The organism is Pseudomonas sp. ADAK21 (genome assembly GCF_012935735.1).
Taxonomy (GTDB): Bacteria; Pseudomonadota; Gammaproteobacteria; order Pseudomonadales; family Pseudomonadaceae; genus Aquipseudomonas; species Aquipseudomonas proteolytica.
Window position 1 is genome coordinate 5,423,628 of sequence record NZ_CP052857.1, and the last position, 25,394, is coordinate 5,449,021.

At 60.0% G+C, this 25,394-nt stretch carries 21 protein-coding genes; 13 read left to right on the forward strand and 8 right to left on the reverse strand.

Features of this window, described 5'->3' with window-relative positions; translation table 11 throughout:
* Position 1: 1 nt before the first annotated feature.
* The 8 genes from HKK57_RS24280 (at position 2) to HKK57_RS24315 (ending at position 10,235) form a co-directional block, all read left to right on the forward strand.
* On the forward strand, positions 2-1,714 hold the full coding sequence (locus HKK57_RS24280; protein WP_169390951.1) for an ABC transporter substrate-binding protein: 1,713 nt from the start codon (positions 2-4) through the stop codon (positions 1,712-1,714).
* A complete protein-coding gene (locus HKK57_RS24285) occupies positions 1,711-2,634 on the forward strand; it encodes an ABC transporter permease (protein WP_029294693.1) in 924 nt (307 codons plus the stop codon). Before HKK57_RS24280 ends, HKK57_RS24285 begins: the two co-directional genes overlap by 4 nt.
* A 181-nt stretch (positions 2,635-2,815) precedes the next feature.
* Positions 2,816-4,057: an acyl-CoA dehydrogenase family protein gene (locus tag HKK57_RS24290; RefSeq protein ID WP_133714414.1), complete on the forward strand. Its 1,242-nt coding sequence runs from the start codon at positions 2,816-2,818 to the stop codon at positions 4,055-4,057.
* A gap of 14 nt (positions 4,058-4,071) precedes the next feature.
* Positions 4,072-5,409 (forward strand): LLM class flavin-dependent oxidoreductase, encoded by a 1,338-nt coding sequence (locus HKK57_RS24295; protein WP_169390952.1) that lies wholly within the window; start codon positions 4,072-4,074, stop codon positions 5,407-5,409.
* Between the two features lie 175 nt (positions 5,410-5,584).
* Entirely contained in the window at positions 5,585-6,352 is a 768-nt protein-coding gene (locus tag HKK57_RS24300; RefSeq protein WP_237150430.1) for an ABC transporter permease, read from the forward strand.
* Positions 6,349-7,989: a dipeptide ABC transporter ATP-binding protein gene (locus HKK57_RS24305; RefSeq protein WP_029294685.1), complete on the forward strand. Its 1,641-nt coding sequence runs from the start codon at positions 6,349-6,351 to the stop codon at positions 7,987-7,989. Before HKK57_RS24300 ends, HKK57_RS24305 begins: the two co-directional genes overlap by 4 nt.
* A gap of 8 nt (positions 7,990-7,997) precedes the next feature.
* Positions 7,998-9,170, forward strand: a complete 1,173-nt coding sequence (locus tag HKK57_RS24310) for an acyl-CoA dehydrogenase family protein (RefSeq protein ID WP_169390953.1) — start codon at positions 7,998-8,000, stop codon at positions 9,168-9,170.
* A 54-nt stretch (positions 9,171-9,224) separates the two neighbouring features.
* The gene (locus HKK57_RS24315) at positions 9,225-10,235 is read left to right on the forward strand and encodes an aldo/keto reductase (protein WP_169390954.1); all 1,011 of its coding nucleotides are present in this window, start codon (positions 9,225-9,227) and stop codon (positions 10,233-10,235) included.
* Between the two features lie 64 nt (positions 10,236-10,299).
* Here HKK57_RS24315 and HKK57_RS24320 read toward each other — a convergent pair whose 3' ends face one another.
* Both HKK57_RS24320 and HKK57_RS24325 read right to left on the reverse strand, forming a co-directional pair.
* Complete coding sequence (locus tag HKK57_RS24320) at positions 10,300-13,074, reverse strand: hypothetical protein (protein ID WP_169390955.1); 2,775 nt, start codon at positions 13,072-13,074, stop codon at positions 10,300-10,302.
* A gap of 145 nt (positions 13,075-13,219) precedes the next feature.
* A complete protein-coding gene (locus HKK57_RS24325; RefSeq protein WP_070996284.1) occupies positions 13,220-13,696 on the reverse strand; it encodes an Lrp/AsnC family transcriptional regulator in 477 nt (158 codons plus the stop codon).
* A gap of 133 nt (positions 13,697-13,829) precedes the next feature.
* Between HKK57_RS24325 and rarD the strand changes: the two genes are divergently transcribed.
* Positions 13,830-14,711 (forward strand): EamA family transporter RarD, encoded by an 882-nt coding sequence (gene rarD / locus HKK57_RS24330; RefSeq protein WP_169390956.1) that lies wholly within the window; start codon positions 13,830-13,832, stop codon positions 14,709-14,711.
* 47 nt (positions 14,712-14,758) lie between these two features.
* Here the strand turns inward: rarD and hppD are convergent, their stop codons facing one another.
* Together hppD and HKK57_RS24340 are read right to left on the reverse strand one after the other, a co-directional pair.
* On the reverse strand, positions 14,759-15,835 hold the full coding sequence (hppD, locus tag HKK57_RS24335) for a 4-hydroxyphenylpyruvate dioxygenase (RefSeq protein ID WP_029294672.1): 1,077 nt from the start codon (positions 15,833-15,835) through the stop codon (positions 14,759-14,761).
* A 269-nt stretch (positions 15,836-16,104) separates the two neighbouring features.
* Complete coding sequence (locus tag HKK57_RS24340) at positions 16,105-17,034, reverse strand: DMT family transporter (protein WP_237150429.1); 930 nt, start codon at positions 17,032-17,034, stop codon at positions 16,105-16,107.
* A gap of 78 nt (positions 17,035-17,112) precedes the next feature.
* Here HKK57_RS24340 and HKK57_RS24345 point away from each other — a divergent pair, with 78 nt between their 5' ends.
* The 3 genes from HKK57_RS24345 to HKK57_RS24355 all read left to right on the forward strand — a co-directional run bounded on the left by HKK57_RS24345 (position 17,113) and on the right by HKK57_RS24355 (position 20,320).
* A complete protein-coding gene (locus tag HKK57_RS24345) occupies positions 17,113-18,000 on the forward strand; it encodes a LysR family transcriptional regulator (RefSeq protein WP_029294669.1) in 888 nt (295 codons plus the stop codon).
* 214 nt (positions 18,001-18,214) lie between these two features.
* Positions 18,215-19,756, forward strand: coding sequence for an EAL domain-containing protein (locus HKK57_RS24350; RefSeq protein WP_070996287.1), 1,542 nt, complete (start codon positions 18,215-18,217; stop codon positions 19,754-19,756).
* Between the two features lie 198 nt (positions 19,757-19,954).
* The gene (locus HKK57_RS24355) at positions 19,955-20,320 is read left to right on the forward strand and encodes a histone-like nucleoid-structuring protein, MvaT/MvaU family (protein ID WP_029294664.1); all 366 of its coding nucleotides are present in this window, start codon (positions 19,955-19,957) and stop codon (positions 20,318-20,320) included.
* Positions 20,321-20,518: 198 nt separating this feature from the next.
* Here HKK57_RS24355 and HKK57_RS24360 read toward each other — a convergent pair whose 3' ends face one another.
* Positions 20,519-21,055, reverse strand: coding sequence for a DUF4946 domain-containing protein (locus HKK57_RS24360; RefSeq protein WP_029294661.1), 537 nt, complete (start codon positions 21,053-21,055; stop codon positions 20,519-20,521).
* Positions 21,056-21,247: 192 nt separating this feature from the next.
* Here HKK57_RS24360 and gloA point away from each other — a divergent pair, with 192 nt between their 5' ends.
* Positions 21,248-21,769 (forward strand): lactoylglutathione lyase, encoded by a 522-nt coding sequence (gene gloA / locus HKK57_RS24365; protein ID WP_092236355.1) that lies wholly within the window; start codon positions 21,248-21,250, stop codon positions 21,767-21,769.
* A 120-nt stretch (positions 21,770-21,889) separates the two neighbouring features.
* Here gloA and ahpF read toward each other — a convergent pair whose 3' ends face one another.
* From ahpF to HKK57_RS24380, 3 genes are all read right to left on the reverse strand, one after another.
* Complete coding sequence (gene ahpF, locus HKK57_RS24370) at positions 21,890-23,443, reverse strand: alkyl hydroperoxide reductase subunit F (protein WP_070996290.1); 1,554 nt, start codon at positions 23,441-23,443, stop codon at positions 21,890-21,892.
* 127 nt (positions 23,444-23,570) lie between these two features.
* Entirely contained in the window at positions 23,571-24,134 is a 564-nt protein-coding gene (gene ahpC / locus HKK57_RS24375) for an alkyl hydroperoxide reductase subunit C (protein ID WP_010210361.1), read from the reverse strand.
* Between the two features lie 132 nt (positions 24,135-24,266).
* Complete coding sequence (locus HKK57_RS24380; RefSeq protein WP_169390957.1) at positions 24,267-25,199, reverse strand: site-specific integrase; 933 nt, start codon at positions 25,197-25,199, stop codon at positions 24,267-24,269.
* Between the last annotated feature and the right edge of the window lie 195 nt (positions 25,200-25,394).

Below are 25,394 nucleotides of genomic sequence, written 5' to 3' on the forward strand. Positions count from 1 at the left end.
GATGCCGATCAATCACTGGAGCAGGTTCGGCCTGCTCCTGGGGTTGCTGCTGGTGAGCGCCTGCTCGCCGGACGCCCCACCGCCCAGCTCGGTGCAGCGGGTGGACGGGCACCTGGACGCCCAGGGCCTGCTCAGCTATGACCCCAGCGACTACCACGAAACCCGCCAGGGCACGCCGGGCGGCACCTTGCGCGTGTCAGCGGCGTTGGATACCGGCACCTTCGATGTGCATTCCAGTTACCACGGCAACGTGCAATGGCTGGCGCGCATCGTCTACGACTGCCTGCTGTATCAGGACGAGAACGGCAAGATTTCGCCCTGGCTCGCCAAGTCCTGGGACGTCTCGCCGGATGGCAAGACCTACACCTTCCACCTGCGTGACGACGTGACCTTCAGCGACGGCGAAAAATTCAATGCCGAGGCGTTGCGGGTCAACCTGGAGCATATGCGCGACCCGGCCACCAAATCACCGCTGGCCGCCGCGTATATCGCGCCCTACGTCGACGGCCGGATCATCGACGACTACACCTTCGAAGCGCACCTGCGCGAACCCTACTCGCCGTTCCTGTATGTGCTGGCGCAGTCCTGGCTGAGCATGGTCTCGCCCAAACAGATCCGAGAAGCCCCCAAGAGTATTGCCGAGCACCCTATCGGCTCCGGGCCGTTCGTGCTGCAAAGCTATACCCGCGAACAAGGGGCAACCTTTACCAGGCGCGCCGACTACCACTGGGCTCCACCGGTCACCCGGCACATCGGCCCGGCCTATCTGGACCGTATCGAGCTGAGCATCATCCCCGAGGCCATGACCCGCTACAGCACCCTGCAATCCAAGCGTTCGGACTTCACCCTGGATGCCCCGGCGCAGAATACGGCGGCAATGCGCGCCTCGCAGAACCTGGTGGTACGCAACCGGATTCGCATGGCCAGCCCTTACCGCAGCCTCACGTTCAACACCCTGCGCTTCCCGTTCGACGATGTACGGGTGCGCAAAGCCGTCGCCCAGGCCATCGACCGTGACGGCCTGGCCTGGATCGCCGGGTTCGGTGAATTCCTGCCCAAGAGCGATTACCTGGCGGTGAACACGCCGTTCTACGATCCGGCCTACCGCGATGTACTGAAGTACGACGTCGACGCCGCCAACCGCCAACTGGACGAGGCCGGCTGGACCGCGCGCGATGCCGAGGGCTATCGGGTCAAGGATGGCCGGCGCCTGTCGGCGCACTTGCTGGGTTTTGAAAGCCCGCCGTTCCCCAGCAGCGTCGCGGTGGCGGTGCAGGCGGATGCGAAAAAAGTCGGCATGCAATTCATCATTGAAATGATGCCCCTGGCCCAGCTCACCGACCGTCGTACTGCGGGCAATTACGACGCCATCGGCGGTGGCTATTGGCACACCAACACCCCCGACGGCCTGTACATCCTGTACCACAGCGACTCACGGGCCTCGCCCACCAAAAGCGGCAACAACCTCAGCAACCTCAGCGACCCGCGCCTGGACCAACTGCTCAGCGCCGCCCGCCGTTCCCACGCCCCGCGAGAACTGCAGGCCCTCTACAGCGCCGCGCAACAACGCCTGACCGAAGTGGTGCCAGCGGTGCCGGACTTCGAGAGCCAGGTGCTGATTGCCTATCGCACGGCGGTCAAGGGGCTGATCTTCGACACCGTGCACAACACCCCATTCTTTACCAGCGTATGGCTGGACCAGGAGGCACCATGAAACGGCTTGCCGCTCGACTACTGGCCGGCGTGGGCGTGCTGTGGGGCGCGGCCACCCTGACCTTCGTCGCCATTCATTTCAGTGCCGGCGACCCGGTGCTGGCGATTCTCGGCGGGCCGGATGCCATTCCCACCCCGCAGCAACTGGCCCAGGTCCGCGAGGAATACGGCTTCGACCAGCCACTGTGGGTGCAATACGGACGCTACGTGGGCCGCATTGCCCAGGGTGATTTTGGCGAGTCGTACCGCCTGCGCATTCCCGTGACCGAAGCCATCGGCAAGCAGATCGGCGCCACGTTGCAACTGGCCCTGAGCGCTGCACTGTTGGCCATCGGCCTGGCGCTGGCCAGCGCGGTGCTCACCGCCAAGCGCAACCCCTGGGTACGCCGCGTGGCGTCGGCCAGCGAGCTGGTGCTGTCGTCATCACCGTCGTTCGTGCTGGGGATTTTGCTGTTGCTGGTGTTTTCGTTCCAGTGGCCGGTATTGCCGCCGGCAGGCTCCAACGGCTGGCAAACCCTGATCCTGCCGACCATCGCCCTGGCCCTGCCGATTGCCGGGATGCTCAGCCAGGTGCTGCGCCAGGAACTGGAAGACATCCTCGAACAACCCTTTATCGCCATGGCCCGCGCGCGCGGCCTGTCGCAGACCGCGGTGCGCCTGCGCCATGCACTGCGCCATGCCTTGGTGCCGCTGGTGACCCTGTCCGGGTTCATCTTCGCCAGCCTGCTGGGGGGAGCGGTGGTCACCGAAATGCTGTTCGCCCGCCAGGGTATCGGGCGAATGATGCTCGATGCCGCCGTGGCCAAGGATGCGCCGGTGGTGCTGGGGATCACGTTGTTGGCGGCGCTGGTTTATGTGGTGGTGAACCTGTTGGTGGATGTGCTCAACGGGTTGATTGATCCACGGGTTAAACCGCGATGAACACCGGTTTTATGTGGGGGCGGGCTTGTGTGGGAGCGGGCTTGCCCGCGAAGGCGGAGGGTCAGTTGATAAATATTTGACTGATACGCCCCCTTCGCGGGCAAGCCCGCTCCCACACAAGCCGGCTCCCACAGTGGATCACCGACAGCTTCAAATACTGTATTCAAGTAAGGAACCGAATATGAGCAACACCCAACTGCACGAACGCTTCGCCCCGGTTTTCCAGCGCATTGCCCAGGGCGCGGTGCAGCGTGAACAGGAGCGGACCCTGGCCTTCGACGCCGTCGGCTGGTTGAAACACGCCGGCTTCGGTGCCTTGCGCGTACCGCGTAGCCAGGGCGGCCTGGGCGCCAGCCTGCCCGAGTTGTTCGCCTTGCTCACCGAGTTGGGCAGCGCCGACTCGAACCTGCCGCAGATCGTGCGCGCACATTTCGGCTTCGTCGAAGGCCGGCTGGTGAGCCAGGACAGTGAATCCCAGGCGTACTGGTTCCCCAAGGTAGTCGAAGGGCAATTGTGGGGCGCAGCCATGGCCGAGCGCAGTGACACCACCACCAACTCGGTGACGCTCAAACCCACCGCCGCAGGCTGGCAACTGGACGGGCAAAAGTACTACTGCACCGGCACCTTGTATGCCGACTGGATCGCCGTGGCCGCCGCCGACGGTGCCGACTTTATCAGCGTGGTGGTGCCCACCGATGCGCCCGGCGTGACCCGCGTGGATGACTGGGACGGGTTTGGCCAGCGCCTGAGCGGCAGCGGCACCACGCGCTTCGACCAGGTGGCGGTGCCTGAGCATCAAGTACTGCGGCGCTTCAAGCCCGGCGAATTGCGGGCCGAGTCGTATATCTCGGCGTTCTACCAGTTGTTCCACCTGGCGACCCTGGCCGGGATCGCCCGGGCCGCGCTGCGCGATGCGGTGGAGTTTGTCCAGGGCCGCACCCGCGCCTTTGGCATCCCCGGGCAATCCAGCCCGCGCCTGGACCCGCTGGTGCAGCGAGTGATCGGCAAGCTGTCGAGCCTGGCCTATGCCGCCGACAGCCTGGTACAGACCACCGCGCAGGTGCTGCAAACCACCCATGAGGCCGTGCTCGACGGCTCCATCAGCGAAGCGCAATACGTCGACGCCGATGTGCGTACCTACCAGGCACAGCAAGTGATCCTGCCGCTGGTGCTGGAAGCCACCAGCCTGCTGTTCGAAGTCGGCGGCGCCTCGGCCACCAGCCAAGTGCGGCGCCTCGACCGGCATTGGCGCAATGCCCGCACCCTGGCCTCGCACAACCCGGCGATCTACCGCGAACGGGCCCTGGGCGATTTCTACCTCAACGACGTCAGCCCCGCTGCCGCCTGGCGCGCCGCCCAGGAACAAGCGGTGGCCGACAACCCCGAGCATGCCAGCGCCCGCGATGAAGCCAGCGCCGTCTAACCCCAGGAACCTGCATGAAAAAGCACATGAGCATTGGCATGAACATCCTCGGTTTCGGCGCGCACGCGGCGGCCTGGCGGGTCGGCGAAGTGCCGGCGAATGCCTACCTGGATGTGGAGTACTACCGCAATATCGCGCGTATTGCCGAGCGCGGCTGCCTGGATGCAATCTTCCTGGCCGACGGCCCGGCGCTGGTGGGCGATGTGGCCACGCAGCCGGTGGGCCGCCTGGAACCGACCATCCTGTTGACTGCCGTGGCCCTGGCCACGCAACACATCGGCGTGATCGCCACCGCCTCCAGCACCTATAACGATCCCTACAACCTGGCCCGGCGCTTTGCCTCCCTGGACCATATCAGCGCGGGCCGCGCGGCCTGGAATGTGGTGACCAACGCCACCGATGCCGCCGCACAGAATTTTGGCCTGGCCAACCAGCTGCAGCACGCGCAGCGCTATGCCCGCGCCGAGGAGTTTATCGACATCGCGTGCAAGCTCTGGGACAGCTGGGAGGACGACGCGATCATCGGCGATGCCGGCAGCGGGCGCTACGCACACCCCGACAAGATCCACAGCCAGGACTTTGTCGGCCAGCACTTCTCCATCAAGGGCCCGCTGAACCTGCCCCGCTCACCCCAGGGCCGCCCGGTGCTGGTACAGGCAGGCTCGTCGGAAGGCGGCAAGGCCCTGGGCTCGCGGTATGCCGATGCAATTTTCACCACCCAGACCAGCCTGGAAGATGGCCTGCACTTCTACCGCGACATGAAGCAACGCGCCGCGCGCTGGGGGCGCAACCCCGAGCACCTGAAAATCATGCCGGGCCTGTCCACGGTGATCGGCAGCAGCGAGGCCGAAGCCCATGCGCGCTTTGATCAACTCAATGCCTACCACGGCGAACATGGCCTGATCCAGCAGGTGGCCGCGCGGATCGGCATCCCGGCCGAAGAGCTGGAGCTGGATGCGCCGCTGCCGTGGGCGCGGATCGGTGAAGTGGGCACTTATGAGCAAGGCTCCCAGGGGTTTCTCGAAGCCCAGCTCAACCTGGCCCGCCGCGAAGGCCTGACGGTGCGCGAACTGTCCCGGCGCATCCTGGTCGGCCATCGGCTGCTGGTGGGCACCCCGGAACAGGTGGCCGACACCCTCGAACACTGGTTCCTCGCGGGCGCGGCCGATGGCTTCAACATCATGCCGGACATGTTTCCCTCGGGGGTCGAGGTGTTGGTCGATGAGGTGGTGCCGCTGCTGCGCAAGCGCGGGGTGTTCCGCCATGAATACAGCGGTAGCACGCTGCGTGAGCATTTGGGCTTGCCGTACCCGCAAAGCCAGTATGCAAGGAGCCGCCATGAAACCCACTAACCCAGTGGCGAGCGGGCTTGCCCGCGCGGGGCTGCGCAGCCCTCCCGGCCCTCTATCGGGCAACCCCATTCTGCGCGCTATGTTGGGGCTGCTTCGCCGCCCAACGCGGGCAAGCCCACTCGCCACAAGGGGGCGCGCCACTGTCAGGCCTGGGTTGGCCCTGGCCTGGCTGTTTTTGATCGCGCTTATCCTCGCCGCCATTGCCCCCCATTGGCTGACCGGCGTCGACCCACTGGCCGCCGCCGCCCGCAACGCCTACCTGCCCCCCAGCAGCAGCCACTGGCTGGGCACCGATGAAAACGGGCGCGATGTACTCGCCCGCTTGATCCACGGGGTGCGTCCTTCGCTGTTGATGGGCCTGGTGTCCACGGCCATCGGCCTCGGCGCCGGGATCATCCTCGGCTTGGCGGCGGGACTTGGCCCGCGCCTGGTGGATGGCGCAATCATGCGTTTGATCGATGTGTTGCTGGCGTTTCCCGACCTGCTGTTGGCCCTGGTGATCATCACGTTCTGGGGCCAGGGCCTGTGGATCACGCTGATCGCAGTGGGCGTGGCGAGCATCCCGCGCTTTGCGCGAATGGTGCGTGCGCAGACCCTGGTAGTGCGCGATGCGCCCTACGTCGAAGCCGCCACCACCCTCGGCCGACATCGTGCAGCCGTGGTGTTGCGGCATGTGCTGCCCAATGCGATCAAGCCGATCCTGATCCTCGCCACCATTGGTATCGGGCACAACATCATCACCGGCGCGGCCTTAAGTTTCTTAGGCTTTGGCGCCTCGCCGCCCGCGCCGGAATGGGGTTCGATGCTCGCCATGGGCCGCAATTACCTGGCCAATGCCTGGTGGTTGGTGGCCTGGCCGAGCGTGGCAATCATCCTGACGGTGGTGTCGATCACCGCCATTGGCCGTGACTGGCTGGCACGCAGTGAGGGTAAATCCCGATGAGTACGTTAGTGCAAGTGCAAGACCTGCGGGTGCAGTTTGGCCACACACCGATTATCAAGGGCATATCGTTCAGCCTGGCCGCCGGTGAATGCCTGGCGCTGGTGGGCGAGTCTGGCTCGGGCAAAACCGTCACCTCACGCACCCTGAGCGGCCTGAGCGGCGCCGGCTCACGGGTACAGGCCGAACGCCTGGCGTTTGCCGACATCGACCTGCGCCAGTTGGACGACCGTGCCTGGCAGACCCTGCGCGGTGCGCAGATCGGCTTTGTGATGCAAGACGCCCTCGGCTCCCTCGACCCCCTGCGCCCGGTGGGCAAGGAAATTGCCGAACCGTTGCGCTTGCACACGCAACTGGATCGCGATGCGCGCCAGGCGCGGGTCATCGAGTTGCTACGTTCGGTGGGTGTCCCACAACCGGAACTACGCGCGTTGCAGTACCCCCATCAACTGTCGGGCGGGCTACGCCAACGGGCCCTGATCGCCTCGGCGATTGCCGCAGGCCCGCGGCTGTTGATTGCCGATGAGCCGACCACGGCGCTGGACGCCACGGTACAGGCGCAAGTCCTGGCGCTGCTGGAATCCCTGCGTTCCCAGGCCATGGCGATGCTGGTGGTCAGCCACGACCTGGCGGTGGTGTCGCGCCTGGCGGACCGGGTGGCGGTGATGCATCACGGGGTGATTGTCGAGCAGGGCCCGGTGGAGGCGATCCTGCATGATCCGCAGCACCCTTACACCCAATCGCTGCTGCGGGCTGGGCGCGCCGTGCATTTCCAACGACCGAACCGGGCGGCGCCGAAGGTGGCCAGTGTCGAGCGTTTCGACCTGCCGTTGATCGAGGCGCGCAACCTGCAAAAAACCTTTATCGGCCCCGACGGCCAGCCCCATGTCGCGGTACACAACGCCAGCTTCAGCCTGCGGGCTGGGGAAACCCTGGGGATTGTCGGCGAGTCCGGCAGTGGCAAGACCACCCTCACCCGCATGCTGCTAGGGCTGGAACGCCCGGACGCCGGCGATGTGTGGCTTAACGGGCGGCCCTGGAGCGCACTCAACGATCAGCAACGCCGCCAACTGCGCCAGCGCATCCAGGTGGTGTTCCAGGACCCGCAAAGCTCGTTTGACCCGCGCTACACCGTGGCCCGGGTGCTGAACGAGGCGCTGCAAGTGGCAGGCCTGCCACGCCGCGAATGGCCGGCACGCACCCTGGAGCTGCTGGAGTTGGTGCGCCTGGATGCCAGCGTGCTCGACCGCCGCCCCTTGGAGCTTTCCGGCGGCCAGCGGCAACGTATCGCCATTGCCCGGGCGCTGGCGCCCAACCCCCAAGTGCTGGTGTGCGACGAACCGGTGTCGGCCCTGGATGTGTCGGTGCAGGCGCAGATCCTCGCGCTGCTGGCCGACCTCAAGTCACGCCTGAAACTGGCCTGCCTGTTCATCTCCCACGACCTGGGCGTGATCAACCAGGTCAGCGAACGGGTGCTGGTGATGAAGGACGGCGAAGTCGTGGAAAGCGGCACGGTGCGCGACGTATTTGACCACCCCCAACATGCCTACACCCGCGCCCTGCTCGACGCCATCCCGCAGATCGACCGGCCGGCCCCGGTGCCCGAGCACCACTTCATTACCTATGCCATTGCCATATAAGGATTGTCATGAGCTTTTTGTCCGTGCCAGAGCTGTTGCAGCGTGCCGCTGTGTTATTGCCGCAGATCGCCGAGGGCGCCGCCGAACGCGAACGCACCCGGCAACTGCCCCATGAGCAGATCCGCCAGCTGGCCGCAGCGCGCCTGCTGACCCTGCGCATTCCCCAGCGCTATGGCGGCAGCGAGTCCAGTGTGCGCGAGGTGGTGCAGTTGGTGATCGACCTGGCGGCGGTAGATTCCAATATCGCCCAGTCCCTGCGCCCCAGCTTTGCCTTTATCGAGAGCTTGCTGGTGCAAAAGTCCGAAGCCGAGCGCCAGTTATGGTTTGCCCACTACCTGCAGGGCGAGGTGTTCGGCAACGCCGGCTGGGAAATCGGTGGCGCCAACGGCCAGGTCAGCGCGCGGATCGTGCCGGAGGGCGAACACTTTCGCGCCAATGGCAGCAAGTACTACAGCACTGGCGCGCTGTATGCCGATTGGGTCAGCGCGGTGGCGCTGGATGAAAACGAGGAGCCGGTGTCATTCGTGGTGCCCCGCGACCGCGAAGGCCTGGAACTGGTGGATGATTTCGACGCCATGGGCCAGCGCCTGACCGCCAGCGGCACCACGCGCCTGAACAACGTGCTGGTGCGCCGCGAAGAAATCCGCACACGGGTGGTGGAGGAAGGCCAGCGTTCGATCATCACGCCGTTCCTGCAACTGTTCCTCGGCGCGGTGCAGGCCGGCATCGCGCGCAATGCCTTGGACGATGCGGTGGCCTTCGCCAAGGAACATGCGCGGCCGATCAAGCACAGCAGCGCCAGCCGCTCGGTGGACGATCCCTATGTGGAGTTTTCCGTGGGTGAGATCTCGGCACGCGCGTTTGCCGCTGAAGCCGTGGTGTTGCGTGCGGCTGACCGCATCGACGCCGCGTGGGCCAATGCACTGGATCACCAGTCGGTGACCCGCGCGGCCATTGACGTGGCCCAGGCGCAATACATCGCCGCCGAGTCGGCACTCAAGGCCGCTGAACTGCTGTTCGACGTGGGCGGCGCGTCCACTACCGGGCGCAGCCATAACCTCGACCGGCACTGGCGCAATGCGCGCACCGTGGCCAACCACAATCCCCGGCACTGGAAGGCCGCGGTGGTCGGCGCCTATCGGCTCAAAGACACCGAGCCACCGACGTCGGGCTTGTTCTAGAGCCTTGCTCTCTGGTATTGCATAGCAACTGTCTGCGCTTTTGAGGAGTTCACCATGATTTACCGCACACTGGGCCAGTCCGGGCTCAAGGTCAGCCCACTGACCCTGGGCACCATGATGTTTGGCGAACAGACCAACACCGAAGACTCGCTGCGCATCATCGACAAGGCCTGGGACCAGGGCATCAACTTCATCGACACCGCCGACGTCTACACCGGCGGGCGCTCGGAAGAAATTGTCGGCGAAGCCATCAGCCGGCACCGCGACGATTGGGTCGTGGCCTCCAAAGTCGGCTTCGGCCCGCCGGACGGCCTGCCCAACCGCAGCGGCCTGAACCGCAAGCGCATGTTCAACGCACTGGAGGCCAGCCTCACCCGCCTCGACACTGACTACCTGGACATCTACTACCTGCACCGCGAAGACCACGCCACCCCATTGGAGGTCACGATTTCGGCGATTGGCGATCTGATCCGCCAGGGCAAGATCCGTTATTGGGGACTGTCCAACTACCGGGGCTGGCGCATCGCCGAAGTGGTACGCGTGGCCGAACGCCTGGGGGTGGACCGGCCGATCATCAGCCAGCCGTTGTACAACATCGTCAACCGCCAGGCCGAGGTGGAACAGATCACTGCAGCGGCGGCCTATGGCCTGGGCGTGGTGCCCTACAGCCCGCTGGCCCGTGGCGTGCTCAGTGGCAAGTACGCACCGGACATCACCCCCGAAGCCGGCAGCCGCGCCGCCCGCCAGGACAAACGCATCCTGGAAACCGAATGGCGCGTGGAATCGCTGCGCATCGCCCAGCAGATCCAGCAATACACCCAAGGGCGTGGCGTGGGGATTGTCGAGTTTGCGATTGCCTGGGTCCTGAACAACCAGGCGGTCAGCTCGGCGATTGTCGGGCCGCGTACCGAGGCGCAGTGGGACGCCTATACCGGGGCGCTCGAGGTGAAGATCAGTGCTGAGGATGAGGCGTTTATTGATTCGCTGGTGACGCCGGGGCATGCGTCGACACCGGGGTTCAATGATGTGGGGCACTTTGTCTCGGGGCGAGCTGCACGGCCTTAACGGATGATCTGAGTAAAACGGGGGAAGAGTTTCCCCCGCATTAAACGTGACTGACAGTCGAGCGCTATAGGGGCTGATCGAAAAAGCTGTTTGGGTTGATGCTCCCGCTCTGCATATAGAAGTCCGAGTCACTAAAGACACTGACGTCATACTCAGGCATCGCGCGATCGGCACCAAAAGGTTTGAATGTACTCCCCACTTTTCCGCTGTTGAGCAGGCTCTCTAATGCTTTCTCCATAGCCTGCTGAGTTGGAAACTTGGCCAGCCCGAAATTCGGATCGTAAAAAAAGAAACTTTTATTATTATTTTCTACAATCACCCCGGCAATAACGCCATGCCCCTTATCACTTATCTTAAATGTGGTGGTCGCCGTGGCATTGCCCAGCTCTCCGATAATATCCTTGTAGGTCATCCTCTTAACCGGTTGACTGCCATGGAAACTGTAAGCGACATTATGATGCAGCGAACTAAGATTCTTTCTGAAATTCAGGATCTTGGGATCTTTTGACGCAACTGTAGCCTTATATAAGTTAGCAATCAGCACATCTTCTTTCCCCTGAGATATAGCCAGGGCCATGCTATTCGAGAGGGCAGCACACTCACCATTACTTAACACATCAACTTCTGACAGGTAAAGATTTTGTGGCATTCCTTTAGCGGTACCGCCTGCAGCCTCGACCTCACTTTTAAAATGTAAAAAATCCTCAAGACTTTTACCCGCCTTACGTTTTTCCAGAACCCTGACCAAGACACCTGTTTGTTCTGAGGTTCGCTCGGGCTTCAAAGCGAGCTCTTTGATCTGAGAACTTTTCATGCCTTTATAGTAGCCATCGATACTGTCCGGGCTTCCGCTATTGTAACCCCGCTCATAACTTGCACTATCAGGACCGTATTTTGCGTTATCCATTTTAACTCTGAACTTGTCGTTAATAAATGGATCTACGGGCTGCCAGTTTTCTCCGAATAAATATTCTTTCCATCCGTCAATTCTGTTCTGACTGGAAGGTGTAGAAGACGAGCCAACTCTTGCTTCCCAGACACCGGCTTCATTAGGCTTAGCGACAGTGCTGCTGCTTACCAGTTTCGATGGATCTTTTGGGTCTGGCACCCGTAGCAGGTAGTGCGTCCCGTCCCCGGCATCCGGTTTATCAGCAACAAAATATTTGCTGCCATTAAACTCTATCTCACGTATCCCCGCGTCACTCCTGGATAACGGAGCCGTATTGAGTCTGAACTGCTTGACTCCCTTGCCAATATCATCGGCAGCGTTCCCCGCCCATTTAATCCCCTGCACACCGCCCTCCCATTTGACTCCCGAAACGCCAGGACTGCGAGTAAAACCAAGCATCTTTTTTGTAAAGGTGGAAAGCTGAGGAAACGCAGATTTCACGGCCCGAACAGCCCCTTTGCTCAAACTGGACGCCACTTCTGCGACAGGCAACGTAAAAGAAAGCAGGTCTACCCATATCTTGGCAACACCCTCTATGGGGCGGCCTGCAATGATGGCCTCGATGCCGTGCCAGAAGGGAACAAATCCCTTCAGGAACTCTCGACGCTTATCCCTGGACGCACTGAATTCCTTATAATTCTTCCTATCGTCTTTTTCGGCCTGGGTTACACGTTCGGGATCCTCTTCTGCCATATACAGCAGATCCAGATCTTTAGCATAAAACAACTTCTCCGAGATATTATTTGCAATGTCATTGGATCGCTTGGAGGATAAGGATTGCGGCGTGGCTTGTTCGCCTGAACTGGCCTCGGCATCGGAAAACTTGCCAAGAGGCTCTAACGTATAGAGCTTCGCATGAAAAACCTCGTTATTCGGCCGAAGACCGGACTGGCTATCAACCCTAGGTTGATACTGAGCGCCCTGTAGACTTGGCTTGTCCCACACAGAAAACTCTTTGGAATAACTGCCGTCTTCAAGTTTTTTTTGCCCAATCGCACTACTCCCATTGAAAACGCCAGCATAATTATTCTGCTTGCGTGCAATGCCGCGCGCAGGGTCAATTTCATAGATCGTTGTTTTTCCCTTATACACTGCTTTAATCAAAAAACTTCCACGTTCCAGGTCGTCTTTGTCCCCGGGGGGCTTCAGCGCATAAGTGCTTACCGCACCATGCTCTATGGCGATCCGGTCTTCCGGGCTCAACGTCGAAATCAGTTGTTTTATAAGAACACCGTAAGCTTTTTTTTTGTTTGCAAGATCAGCCTTGAAGTCGTCAGCAAACCTCTTGTCGTCATAGAGGGCGGTTGGGTACTTCTTATTTTCCGGATCGTTGTGCCCAGCGATGGGCGACACCCACTGCGTCCCGGTAAAGTAATTTTTGCGCATAGGCATTGGAGTCGTAAGACTGGTAATGGACTTTGCCATCTCCTCCAGATGTAAATCGAGCGCCGACGCTGCTTTGTGAATATCATCTTTTGAGTAGTCGTTTTTTTTCGCAAGAATGCCATTGGCCACGGCCCAATCCAACGCAGGTGCAATTCTTGTCGACGCAATCAGCGCCTCTTGCTCTGGCGTCGTAGCCTCAGCACTCATTTTGCCGGGATAAGCGATCAACTGCTCCCGAGTCATCCGCTTGGAAGACCCCGGTTCAATCATTTCGGCAAGATTGATACCGTGCTGGTAATTCACCCAAACTGCGGAGGTTTTGGTTAACCCATCCCCAGCATCTTCGCTCGCCGCTTGAGGCTGTCCTGCCGGGCCCACCGCCGATGCCGACGAGCCAACAGAACGCAGGTCGCGCCTCCCCCCGTCTTGAACTGCACGCGTATCCTCAGGAGGAAGAGTTGGATACCGCGTAGATGGCAAGCTATTCACATCGGTTTTCATCATCAGTCATCTTCTTTTACGGAGTTTTCCCTGGCTCACGTGAGACGCACAGCCTGGATTACTGATGTATGTGAATGTTGCCTACAAATTTGTTCCAGATGATGGATGACAAAGTATTACCAAGTTTTCACGGGGCCCGATGATCCGCTTAGCCCAGCGGCACATCCAGGCTGACCTTGACCCGGTCCATCACCACGATGCTGCGAAACCATTTGATATTGCGGTTCTCGTAGAACAGCGTACGCGCCAGGGTTTCGTAGGCCTTCATGGTTTCCACCACGACCACCAGCATAAAGTCCGCATCGCCGGTAACGTAATAGCACTGCTGCACCTCGGGGATCGACATCTGCGCCTTGAGCACGTCGAGGTCTTCGATATGGGTGCGCTCGGCGTGCACTTCCACCAGGATCGTGATCGGCTTGCCCACCGCGTCCTGATTGACCACCGCCGTATTCGCGCTGATCGCCCCGCTCTGCTCCATGCGTTTGATGCGCCGCTGTACCGCTGCGGTCGACAGGTTGACCTGCTCGCCAATCACCCGCAGCGCGGTGGTGTTGTCCCGTTGCAGGTGCTTGAGAATCGCGCGGTCGAAATCATCCAGGGGCGGCGGAGGGTTGACGGGCATGCTGGCGAACCTTGGGCGTGAGAAAATTTCCCATAAGATGCCGTAAAACAGAGCAAACGTCTCATCTCAAAAGCAATATATTCCCACCTGGAATCTCCCCCTCTTTTGTTTGAATCGGTTTGGCGAGGACTGCGTGTCTAAAGGCGTTGTTTTATCGGTAGCGGCCTCGGTGTTGTTTGCCGTGATGTATTACTTCACATCACTGCTCGCGCCGTTGAGTGGCCTGGAGATTTTCGGTTGGCGCATGTTGCTGACCGTGCCGTGCATGACGGTGTTCATGGTGGTCAGCGGTGAGTGGCGCCACGTGTGGGAGTTGCTGCGTTTGCTTGCGGGCAAACCACAGCTGATCGGTGGGATTGTGCTGTCGTCGGTGCTGCTAGGGGTGCAGTTGTGGCTGTTTATGTGGGCACCGCTCAATGGCCGCAGCCTGGATGTATCCCTGGGCTACTTCTTGCTGCCACTGACCATGGTCCTCACCGGACGCCTGGTGTATGGCGAAAAGCTCTCGCGGCTGCAACTGATCGCGGTGGTGTTGGCGGCGATTGGCGTGCTTAACGAGTTGTACCAGGTGGGCGGTTTCTCCTGGGCGACGCTGCTGGTGATCATCGGTTATCCGATCTACTTCGTGCTGCGCAAACGCTTGGCGACCGACCACTTGGGCGGCCTGTGGCTGGATATGGCGCTGATGCTGCCGGTGGCGCTGTGGTTTGTCCAAAGTGGCGAGCAGGGCTTCGCCGTGCTGGATGCACACAAAGGTTTATATGGGTTGATCCCGATGCTCGGGCTGATCAGTGCTTCGGCGCTGGTGTGCTACATCATCGCCAGCCGGCTGTTGGCGTTCAGCCTGTTTGGCCTGCTCAGCTATGTGGAGCCGGTGCTGTTGCTGGGGGTGGCGCTGCTGCTGGGGGAAAGTATCGGGCCGGGTGAGTGGTTGACCTATATCCCGATCTGGCTGGCAGTGATGGTGTTGGTGTTTGAAGGGTTCAAGCACCTGATGCGGCAGCGTAGAGCCTGACCCAATAACTGTAGGAGCGAGCTTGCTCGCTCCTACAAAAAGCCCTGTCAGTCGGTGGTCAGTACGCCACGACGAACCTGGTCGCGTTCGATGGATTCGAACAGGGCCTTAAAGTTGCCTTCGCCAAAACCGTCATCCCCTTTGCGCTGGATGAACTCGAAGAACACCGGGCCCATCAGGGTTTCCGAGAAGATCTGCAGCAGCAGGCGCTTGTCGCCGGCCACGGACGAGCCGTCCAGCAAAATACCCCGGGCCTGCAATTGGTCTACCGGTTCGCCGTGGTTTGGCAGGCGGCCTTCGAGCATTTCGTAGTAGGTGTCTGGCGGCGCGGTCATGAAGCGCATGCCGATCTTCTTCAACGCGTCCCAGGTCTTGACCAGGTCTTCGGTGAGGAAAGCTACGTGCTGGATGCCTTCGCCATTGAACTGCATCAGGAACTCTTCGATCTGGCCTGCGCCCTTGGACGATTCTTCGTTCAACGGGATGCGGATCATGCCATCCGGGGCGCTCATGGCCTTGGAGGTCAGGCCGGTGTATTCACCCTTGATGTCGAAGTAGCGCGCTTCACGGAAGTTGAACAGCTTCTCGTAGAAGTTGGCCCAGTAGACCATGCGCCCGCGATAGACGTTGTGGGTCAGGTGGTCGATAACCTTCAGGCCTGCGCCCACCGGGTTGCGGTCCACACCGTCGATAAACACGAAGTCGATATCGTAGATCGAACTGCCTTCGCCGAAACGGTCGATCAGGTACAGCGGCGCGCCGCCGATGCCCTTGATGGCCGGCAGGTTCAGTTCCATCGGGCCGGTTTCGATATGGATCGGCTGGGCGCCAAGTTCCAGGGCGCGGGTGTAAGCCTGTTGCGAGTCCTTGACGCGGAACGCCATGCCACACACCGACGGACCATGCTCGGCGGCAAAGTACGAAGCGATGCTGTTGGGCTCGTTGTTGAGGATCAGGTTGATCGCGCCCTGGCGGTACAGGTGCACGTTTTTCGAGCGGTGGGTCGCGACCTTGGTGAAACCCATGATCTCGAAGATCGGTTCCAGGGTGCCCGGGGTCGGCGATGCGAATTCAATGAATTCAAAGCCCATCAGGCCCATTGGGTTTTCGTATAGATCTGCCATGATTTGGCGCCTCATCATCTTTTTAGAATTAAGTAAATTAATTGCCAGCAAGGATGAGGTAGGTAGGTGGCGCACAGGAAATGCCCCGCACGCTGCGGGCGAGGAAGTCACCGTAGATGAGTTGGAACCCGAGTAGCTTCATGGTTGGATCATTCTCTTACGGGCGTCTCTGACGGACGAGGCCTGCATGGAAACAGGCGCTTATTCTTGTATGCGTAAACCGATTCTACACAGCGTAAACAGCTTTGTCCGTATTCCTTATCAAATCCCTATGCCCTGGCGGGCGCAAGGGGTTTATTGCCCAGGTAGATGCCCAGCAGGATCAACGCCCCACCGAAGCACATCGCAGTGCTCAGTTGCTCGTCGAGCAGCAACGCGCCACACACCACGGCCGTCAGCGGGTTGAGGGCGATAAACACACCGGCGCGGGTCGCGCCGATACGCCGGATACCGTCGTAATAACCGATATAGGCCAGGGCCGAACCCAATACGCCGAGGTAAAGCAGGCCCAACAGATGCGGCCAATGGATGGCATCCAGCGCATGCACGGTCACCCGGCCAGTCACCAGGGTGGCGAGGCACAGCATCAAGGTGCCCAGCAGCACCGACCAGGTCACCGTCTGCAAGGGGCCAAGGCTATGGTTCAGCGTGCGTGAACCCAGGGAATACACGCCCCAACTCAGCACACAGCCAAAAATCAACAGGTCGCCGATCCACGCATCTGCCCTGCCCTGCAACAGCAATGGGTTGCGGCTGACAATCACACACGCGGCGCCGCCCAGGCACAGCGCGATGCCCAGCACTTGACGGCGCCCCAACCGCTCCTTGAACCCCCACCATGACGCCAGGCCTATCACCGCCGGGTTGAGGGCCACAATCAAGGAGGCGCGCGAGGCATTGATAAAATGCAGGCCATAGAAGAAACACAGGTTGTAGAAGAAGATTCCGAAAAAACCCAGTAGCACCAACCGCACCATTTGCGCAGGCGCAGGGCACGCCAGGGGGATCCGGGCAAAGGCCATGAACAGCAGTAACGCCAAGCTGGCCAGGATAAAGCGCAGGCTGGCCGTCAGCAGTGGATCCAGATCCGCGGCGAGAAATCGACCGGCAACAAAAGTGCCGCCCCAGATCATGGTGACGGCCGCGAGCTTGGCGTAGGTCAGGCGGTCGCCAGCAAGCATAAAGGTTGAACTGAGCATAAGGATCCTGGGTATCTGGCAGGCTGATTGGCGTATTCTTTTCCTAATGCCAAGTCATCGTAAAATGAGCAAAACCTCATGACCCTCACACAATTGGAAATCTTCTCGCTGGTGGCACAACTGCAGGGTTTCACCAGCGCCGCCCATCGGTTGGGCATCAGCCAGTCGGCGGTGTCCCATGCCATCAAGTCTTTGGAGCAGGAACTGGGGGTGGAGCTGTTCCGTCGCCAGCAGTCACGGGTCGAACTCAGCGATATCGGCCAGCAACTGCTGTTGAGGGCGCGGGCGATGCTCGGGCTGGCCAGTACCTTGCAACAGGAAGCAGCCGATGCCCGAGGCATGAAAAGCGGGACGCTACGCATCGGCTCCTTCGGGCCAACCGCGTCCATTCACCTGCTGCCCAGGATCCTTGAACACTTTCGCCAGGCCCACCCGGGAATCGAGGTGCATGTGGATGAGGGCCCCGACCGTCAAGTGCTGCAATGGCTGGAAGAGCGACGCATCGACGTGGGTTTTGTGGTGTTGGAACAGGAGCGCCTGGACACCTTTGCGCTGTTCGAAGACCAGATGGTCGCCCTGCTTCCCGTAGGGCATGCCCTCGCCCTCCAGGCCAGCGTAAAGCTCAAGGACTTGTGTCACGACCCGTTTGTCCTGACCGAGGCCGGCTCTTCAGAGTTGGTAGAGCGCTTATTCCACAGTGCCCGGCTCAAACCCAACGTGCGCTACCGCTGTTCGCAACTGCTCAGCACCCTGGACACCGTCAGCCGGGGCGCGGGCGTGAGCGTAGTGGCCCAGGCCTCGCTGCCCCAGGACGATCAGCCACGCTACGTGCAGCGGCCATTAGCGCCCAGGGTGGCGCGGCAAATCGGTTTGGCGGTGCTGGACCGGCGCCAGTCGTCTCCGGCAACCCTGGCATTTATCCAGATGGCGCAGAGCGTGACCGCTGATTTTTTGTCAGGGCGGTGACTCATCCAAGCAGTGACGCAATAGACCAGACAGTCTTTCCCCGTCAAAATGTGTTGCAAGGTTTGGCAAAGCTACCCACACGCACAGCGAGTCAAGTGGCTAGATCAACGTGCGGCAGATGCTAATTTCCAGAGGCCAACTATCCTCCAGATATCCGACGTATTGCCTGTAGCCGTTACCAGGCGTCTCCCTCATTCCGCTACAGGCTGCATACATGCCACTTACCCTCAAAGGCCCGCGCAAACGCGCTGCCCGTTACTCGATCTCCATACTGTGCGGCCTGCTGCCGATTCTGCTGGGTGTGCTCATCCTGTATGTGCAGGCACAACGCACCCTGGAGCAAAGCACCGAGCAGACAGCCATTGAGGCCGTGCGCCAATTCGACCTGATGCTCGATAACACCGCACTCGCCGCCCAGGAACTGCTGCCACTGGCCGGCAAGGACTGTGACAACGCAGCGCAACTGGCGCTGCGCGAGCAAGTCACGCGGCGCCCGTTCGTGCGGGCAACCACGTTGTCCTGGCAAAAAACCATTTATTGCACCTCGTTGTTTGGCGGCGATCGTGTCTCGGCGGTCAACCCCGACGACTACGTCAATGGCCGCCTGTGGCTGATGAATGGCAACCCGGTTACGCCCAATACCGCGCTGCTGGTGTACCGGCTGGTGGAAGGTGACAAGGCGGCGTTTGCCTCGATTGACGGCTATCACCTGACTAATGCCCTGCGCCTGATCAGCCGTTACGCCGACCTCGTGTTGCAGGTGGGGCCCAATTGGTTGGGCAGCGACGGCCAAGTCCACACCAGCGCGCCGCCGGTATTTGCCGTGGCCCATCACCAACTCGGTTCCCAGCGTTATGCCTACAGCGTGGAAGCCGGGATGCCCGAAGGTGAAGTGTGGCGTTACATGGAGGCGCGCTACCCGGCCCTGTTCAGCCTGGTGGTGTTTTTCGGGGTGCTGGCTGGCACGCTCGCGCACTGGCTGCAAAAACGCTCTTCGGCCCCCACCCATGAACTGCAGCGGGCCCTGGGCGCCAATGAATTCGTGCCGTACTACCAACCAGTGGTTCGCGGCGACAGCCTGCAATGGGCCGGCTGTGAAGTGCTGATGCGCTGGCAGCATCCAAAGGAAGGCCTGGTACGCCCGGACCTGTTTATCCCCCTGGCCGAGCACTCCGGGCTGATCGTGCCCATGACCCGCGCGCTGATGCGCCAGGTTGCCACACAACTGGCGCCCCATGCCGACCGCCTGGGCGAGAACTTCCACGTGGGCATCAATATCACCGCCCGGCATTGCCAGGACCTGGAGTTGGTGCAGGATTGCCGGGAGTTCCTCGCGGCCTTCAAGCCGGGCCAGGTCCTGTTGACCCTGGAGCTGACCGAGCGCGAACTGATCGAACCCACCGACGTCACCCGTCAGTTGTTCCAGGCCTTGCACGAACTGGGGGTGATGATCGCCATTGATGATTTCGGCACCGGGCACTCCAGCCTCGGTTACTTGCGCAACTTCAATGTTGACTACTTGAAGATTGATCAAAGCTTCGTGGCGATGATCGGAGCCGATGCTTTATCGCGGCATATACTCGACAGCATCATCGAGTTATCGGGCAAGCTTGACTTGGGCATCGTCGCCGAAGGCGTGGAAACCCAAGAGCAGTGCGATTATCTGGCGGCACAAGGCGTGGACTTTTTGCAGGGTTACCTGTTTGGCCGCCCAGTGCCGTTTGACGCATTCATTCAATCTTTGCGTGGCGCTTGAATATCGATCTAGCATCATTGTGAAATATTGTTATTTATACAAAAGACATGATTTACTCGTGACTCATTAACTACTACAATTTTTCCTGCCTGCGCCGAATTGGCAGGAGAGCCACATTTACCGAGTCATGCTGAGGCTCTTGGCTTATAGCTTTGTTTACAGTTGGTATCAGCCAAATACACTATTGGAGTAAAGATTTTGTCCAGACTCGCCGAATTTCGCGCAGCAGAAAAAGCCCTTCAAGAACAGCTCGCCCAGCTGGAATCCCTGAAGAACGACGCTGGCTTGAAGAAAGAAATCGAATTTGAAGAAAAGCTTCAAGGGCTGATGAAAACCTACGGCAAGAGCCTGCGCGACATCATTTCCATCCTTGATCCAAACCCGGGCAAATCGGGGATTCAGGTGGCCGCCGCCCCTAAAACCCGTCGCGCACGTGTAGTCAAGGTGTATCACAACCCACACACTGGCGAACTGATTGAAACCAAGGGCGGCAACCACCGCGGCTTGAAGGCCTGGAAAGAACAGTACGGCGCAGCCACTGTAGATTCCTGGTTGCGCGGCTAATACCGACGCACTAATAAAAGCCCCGCAGAAGCGGGGCTTTTTTTGTGCGCTGCGATTTTCACGACCTGCCGCTTTCGCAAGTGAACTTCTAAATACATTCCACTTCGTACACATTCAGCGACCCGTGGCTCTACGCTACGGCCCCATAGTTATGTGTTTTTTCTCACGCAACCATGTCAGCCATCTAGCCATCACCGATCAAAGTTTCAGGCTTGCACGCACCGCGCTGACTTCGTCTTTGCTCGACTCATAAGCCTGCGCTTGTCCGGCGTATGAAAAAACATAGGCCTTATTCGTATCAATAGCGCCCACCAGTGTTTGCGAGAGCACATGCCGACCGTTCTCGGTAATCACGCAGGTAGTTTCCAGCGCTTCAAGATGACTTAAGGTGGTCGCGTGCATCTTGTTGCAGACACTTTGATAACCACTGCGGGCAAAGTCCTTCTGGATGGACTTGCGCATCTCCAGCAATACACCTTGCAGATTGACCACATGCCCTGGCTCGATCGGCGTGCCCGTCAGCTCCATGACCATCAGCGTCTCGCCATTTTCATCGTTCTTTATCGCGCGCTGACGGGAAACCGTTGACGGCTTGGCCGGCGTATCGGCATCCGCGACAACCTCCTCCACCTGCCAGCCGCTGGGCCAATGAATTTCGGGCTCGGCCGCCAATACAGGGGTACAACCGAAGATCAGGCAAAAGGTGGTCAACAATGGTTTGCTCAATCGGCTCATTGCAAAAAACACTCGAAGTTCAAGCCGCAAAGTTTGAGCCTGACCGTGGGCCGCTCGCAAGGCCCGCGTGAGTTTTTCATTTGGCGCGGCCGGCGCAGCTTGCGTATCATGGTTTCGCTGCACAGATCTGCCGCAAGCCAAAGGGCCGCTCAATCCACGAGCTGCGCCTGCCCCATTTTTTCTGGAGGGCCCATGAGCCTGCACGAATTGAACACCTTCCCGGGCGTCACCGCCCAACCCGACACCGCCACTTCGAACTTCGTGTTCAACCACACCATGCTGCGGGTCAAGGACATCACCAAGTCGCTGGACTTCTATACCCGCGTTCTGGGTTTCTCCCTGGTTGAGAAACGCGACTTCCCGGAAGCCGAATTCAGCCTGTACTTCCTCGCCCTGGTCGACAAGGCGCAAATCCCGGCCGATGCCGCCGCGCGCACCCAGTGGATGAAGTCTATCCCAGGCATCCTGGAACTGACCCACAACCACGGCACCGAAAACGATGCCGATTTCTCCTACCACAATGGCAATACCGACCCACGCGGCTTTGGCCATATCTGCATTTCGGTGCCGGATATCGTTGCGGCCTGTGAGCGGTTTGAAGCGTTGGGCTGTGATTTCCAGAAACGCCTGACCGATGGCCGCATGAAAAGCCTGGCGTTTATCAAGGACCCGGATGCTTACTGGGTCGAGATCATCCAGCCAGCACCGCTGTAAACGGGCACATACCCTGTAGGAGCAGGCTTGCCGGCGATTGCATCCCAGGCCAACCAGCTCCCACAAAAGCAACACCCAAAAAAAACCCATGATCGCTCATGGGTTTTTTAGTTTCAGGCCTTACGCTCGGATCAGGTGATCAAAAGCGCTCAGGGAAGCCTTGGCGCCCTCACCCACGGCAATCACGATCTGCTTGTACGGCACGGTCGTTACGTCACCGGCGGCAAATACGCCTGGCAGTGAAGTCTCGCCACGGGCATCGACAATGATCTCACCACGGGGCGACAGCTCCACGGTGCCCTTGAGCCAATCGGTGTTGGGCAGCAAACCGATCTGCACAAAGATGCCTTCCAGGTCGATGGTCTTGAACTCGCCGGTATCGCGGTCCTTGTAGGCCAGGCCGGTGACTTTCTGGCCATCACCCTTGACCTCACTGGTCAACGCGCTGGTGATCACGTCAACGTTCGGCAGGCTGTAGAGCTTGCGCTGCAATACGGCGTCGGCGCGCAACTTGCTGTCGAACTCGAGCAAGGTCACGTGGCTGACAATACCGGCCAAGTCGATAGCCGCTTCAACGCCGGAGTTACCGCCGCCAATCACCGCCACACGCTTGCCCTTGAACAGCGGACCATCGCAGTGCGGGCAGAAGCACACGCCCTTGGCCTTGTATTCCTGCTCGCCCGGCACACCCATTTCGCGCCAGCGCGCACCGGTCGCCAGGATCACGGTCTTGGACTTGAGAGTCGCGCCACTTTCAAAGCGAATTTCGTGCAGCTCGCCGGGATTCTTCGCCGGGATCAGGCTGCTGGCGCGCTGCAGGTTCATGATATCCACGTCGTACTGACGCACGTGGGCTTCCAGGGCGCTGGCCAGTTTCGGGCCTTCGGTTTCCTGCACCGAGATAAAGTTCTCGATGGACATGGTGTCCAGCACTTGCCCGCCAAAACGCTCGGCGGCCACGCCGGTACGGATGCCTTTACGCGCAGCGTAGATGGCGGCCGCAGAGCCGGCTGGGCCACCACCGACCACCAACACATCAAAAGCGTCTTTGGCGCTGATTTTCTCGGCTGCTTTTTCGATACCGCTGGTGTCGAGCTTGGCGAGGATTTCTTCCAGGCCCATGCGACCCTGGCCGAAGTTCACGCCATTGAGGTAGACGCTAGGGACCGCCATGACCTGACGCTCGTCGACTTCAGCCTGGAACAGCGCGCCGTCGATAGCAACGTGGCGGATGTTCGGGTTGAGTACGGCCATCAGGTTCAACGCCTGGACCACGTCCGGGCAGTTCTGGCAGGACAGCGAGAAGTAAGTCTCGAAGTTGAACTCACCTTTAAGGCTACGAATCTGTTCAATCACTTCGACACTGGCCTTCGAAGGGTGGCCACCGACTTGCAACAGGGCCAGCACCAACGAAGTAAATTCATGGCCCATGGGGATGCCGGCAAAACGCAGGCTGATATCGGCACCCGGGCGGTTGATGGAGAACGATGGCTTGCGCCCGTCATTACCATCGGTGTTCAGGGTAATCAGCGTAGTGAGGCTGGTTACGTCCTGCAAAAGGGCAAGCATTTCCTGGGATTTCGCACCGTCGTCTAGGGAGGCGACGATCTCGATCGGCTGGGTGACCCGTTCCAGGTATGACTTCAACTGAGCTTTAAGATTGGCGTCCAACATACGGGCGATTTCCTATTAATTCGGTTTATTGCGGACAAAAAAACGCCCGAGCGAATCTCGCCCGGGCGTTTTGAGGGCGGATGCAGCTTACTTAGGTGCGGTAATCCGCCCTTGATACATCACAGACTTAGATCTTGCCGACCAGGTCCAGGGACGGAGCCAGAGTGGCCTCGCCTTCTTTCCACTTGGCTGGGCACACTTCGCCTGGGTGGGCAGCGACGTACTGGGCAGCCTTGATTTTGCGCAGCAGCTCGGAAGCGTCACGGCCAACACCGCCGTCGTTCAGTTCAACGATCTTGATCTGGCCTTCCGGGTTGATCACGAAAGTGCCGCGGTCTGCCAGGCCAGCTTCTTCGATCAGCACGTCGAAGTTGCGGGAGATGGTCAGTGTCGGGTCGCCGATCATGGTGTACTGGATCTTGCCGATGGCTGGCGAGGTGTTGTGCCAGGCAGCGTGGGCAAAGTGGGTGTCGGTGGAAACGCTGTAGATCTCGACGCCCAGTTTCTGGAATTCGGCGTAGTTGTCAGCCAGGTCTTCCAGTTCGGTTGGGCAGACGAAAGTGAAGTCGGCTGGGTAGAAGAATACGACAGACCACTTGCCTTTCAGGTCAGCGTCCGACACGTCTACGAAGTTGCCGTTTTTGTAAGCGGTCGCTTTGAACGGTTTTACTTGGCTGTTGATGATAGGCATCGTTGACTCTCCGTCAGGGGTTAGTAAGTTGATGGGTGAATCCTACCCAGTCTCATTGCCGATGGCTCATTGGCAAACCTGATGCTGCCGATTGGTTTTGGCTATCAACCAACTGTATTAATAGAAGAAATCTTAAAGCAGCGGATCGCGGGCCAACGTCATGCCAAGAAAGGGCGTCGCTTCAACATAGCGCATGGCTGACTTCATGTCCTTCCAGCCGACATACGTCATCAACGACTTCAAATCCCAGCCGCTGCGATGGGCCCAGGTGGCAAAGCCACGGCGCAGGGAGTGGCTGGTGTACTGCTCGGCGGCAATGCCTGCTCGCTCAAGGGCCTGGCGCAGCAATGGGATCACGCTATTGGCATGCAACCCCTCCTCGCCCAGGTTGCCCCAGCGATCGATCCCGCGAAATACAGGGCCGCGCACCAAGGCCGAGGCGCTCAGCCATTCGCTATAGGCCTGCACCGGGCACAGACGCAGCAGCGCCGGGGCTTGATAAGTCTTACCGAGGTTTTCGCGATCACTCTTGCTGCGTGGCAAGTACAAGGTGATGCCCGCGCCCGGCACCGCCTGCACGTGTTCGATCTGCAGCCGACACAACTCATCACTGCGAAAGCCGCGCCAAAAGCCCAGCAGGATCAATGCCCCATCGCGCTTGGCGCGCAGCCAGCGCGGTCGATCGTCTTCTGCCCGTGCCAGCTCAGCTTCACCCGCCAGGTAACTGACCACCTGCTCCAGATGCTGGAGCTGCAAGGGTTCGGCCTGTTTTTCCTGGGCGGGATGCAAAGCGCGGATGCCCTTGAGCACTTTGCGCACCACCGGCGCCTTGGTGGGGTCTGCAAAGCCCTGGCTGGTGTGCCATTGCGCCAGCGCCGAAAGCCTCAGCTTCAACGTGTTGACCGCGAGCACCCCGGCATGGGCCACCAGGTATCGCGCCACACTGTCGCTGGTGGCCGGCAGGAAGCCGCCCCAACTCACTTCAAAGTGTTCGATGGCAGCGCGATAGCTGCGGCGGGTGTTATCGCGGGTGGCGGCGTTCAGGTAACGATCTAGTTCACTCATACCGCTATCGCCGGCAAGCCGGCTCCTACAAGGGTTGGTGTACGGGTGCTGGGCTCGGATGGGGGCCGGCAACCGCTGACAAGGGATAATACGCCAATATCCCATGTGTAAAATCATGAATTCAAACGTATTTTAATTTGTGATATGGTACGTATATACATAATACATACCACAGTATCAAATCGACGGAGACCC

What these genes read in the sequence shown, in the direction of transcription:
- HKK57_RS24280 (WP_169390951.1), top strand. Translation starts at nt 2, where the DNA reads ATGCCGATCAATCACTGGAGCAGGTTCGGCCTGCTCCTGGGGTTGCTG.
- HKK57_RS24285 (WP_029294693.1), top strand. Translation starts at nt 1,711, where the DNA reads ATGAAACGGCTTGCCGCTCGACTACTGGCCGGCGTGGGCGTGCTGTGG.
- HKK57_RS24290 (WP_133714414.1), top strand. Translation starts at nt 2,816, where the DNA reads ATGAGCAACACCCAACTGCACGAACGCTTCGCCCCGGTTTTCCAGCGC.
- HKK57_RS24295 (WP_169390952.1), top strand. Translation starts at nt 4,072, where the DNA reads ATGAAAAAGCACATGAGCATTGGCATGAACATCCTCGGTTTCGGCGCG.
- HKK57_RS24305 (WP_029294685.1), top strand. Translation starts at nt 6,349, where the DNA reads ATGAGTACGTTAGTGCAAGTGCAAGACCTGCGGGTGCAGTTTGGCCAC.
- HKK57_RS24310 (WP_169390953.1), top strand. Translation starts at nt 7,998, where the DNA reads ATGAGCTTTTTGTCCGTGCCAGAGCTGTTGCAGCGTGCCGCTGTGTTA.
- HKK57_RS24315 (WP_169390954.1), top strand. Translation starts at nt 9,225, where the DNA reads ATGATTTACCGCACACTGGGCCAGTCCGGGCTCAAGGTCAGCCCACTG.
- HKK57_RS24320 (WP_169390955.1), bottom strand. Translation starts at nt 13,074, where the DNA reads ATGATGAAAACCGATGTGAATAGCTTGCCATCTACGCGGTATCCAACT.
- HKK57_RS24325 (WP_070996284.1), bottom strand. Translation starts at nt 13,696, where the DNA reads ATGCCCGTCAACCCTCCGCCGCCCCTGGATGATTTCGACCGCGCGATT.
- hppD (WP_029294672.1), bottom strand. Translation starts at nt 15,835, where the DNA reads ATGGCAGATCTATACGAAAACCCAATGGGCCTGATGGGCTTTGAATTC.
- HKK57_RS24340 (WP_237150429.1), bottom strand. Translation starts at nt 17,034, where the DNA reads ATGCTCAGTTCAACCTTTATGCTTGCTGGCGACCGCCTGACCTACGCC.
- HKK57_RS24345 (WP_029294669.1), top strand. Translation starts at nt 17,113, where the DNA reads ATGACCCTCACACAATTGGAAATCTTCTCGCTGGTGGCACAACTGCAG.
- HKK57_RS24350 (WP_070996287.1), top strand. Translation starts at nt 18,215, where the DNA reads ATGCCACTTACCCTCAAAGGCCCGCGCAAACGCGCTGCCCGTTACTCG.
- HKK57_RS24360 (WP_029294661.1), bottom strand. Translation starts at nt 21,055, where the DNA reads ATGAGCCGATTGAGCAAACCATTGTTGACCACCTTTTGCCTGATCTTC.
- gloA (WP_092236355.1), top strand. Translation starts at nt 21,248, where the DNA reads ATGAGCCTGCACGAATTGAACACCTTCCCGGGCGTCACCGCCCAACCC.
- ahpF (WP_070996290.1), bottom strand. Translation starts at nt 23,443, where the DNA reads ATGTTGGACGCCAATCTTAAAGCTCAGTTGAAGTCATACCTGGAACGG.
- ahpC (WP_010210361.1), bottom strand. Translation starts at nt 24,134, where the DNA reads ATGCCTATCATCAACAGCCAAGTAAAACCGTTCAAAGCGACCGCTTAC.
- HKK57_RS24380 (WP_169390957.1), bottom strand. Translation starts at nt 25,199, where the DNA reads ATGAGTGAACTAGATCGTTACCTGAACGCCGCCACCCGCGATAACACC.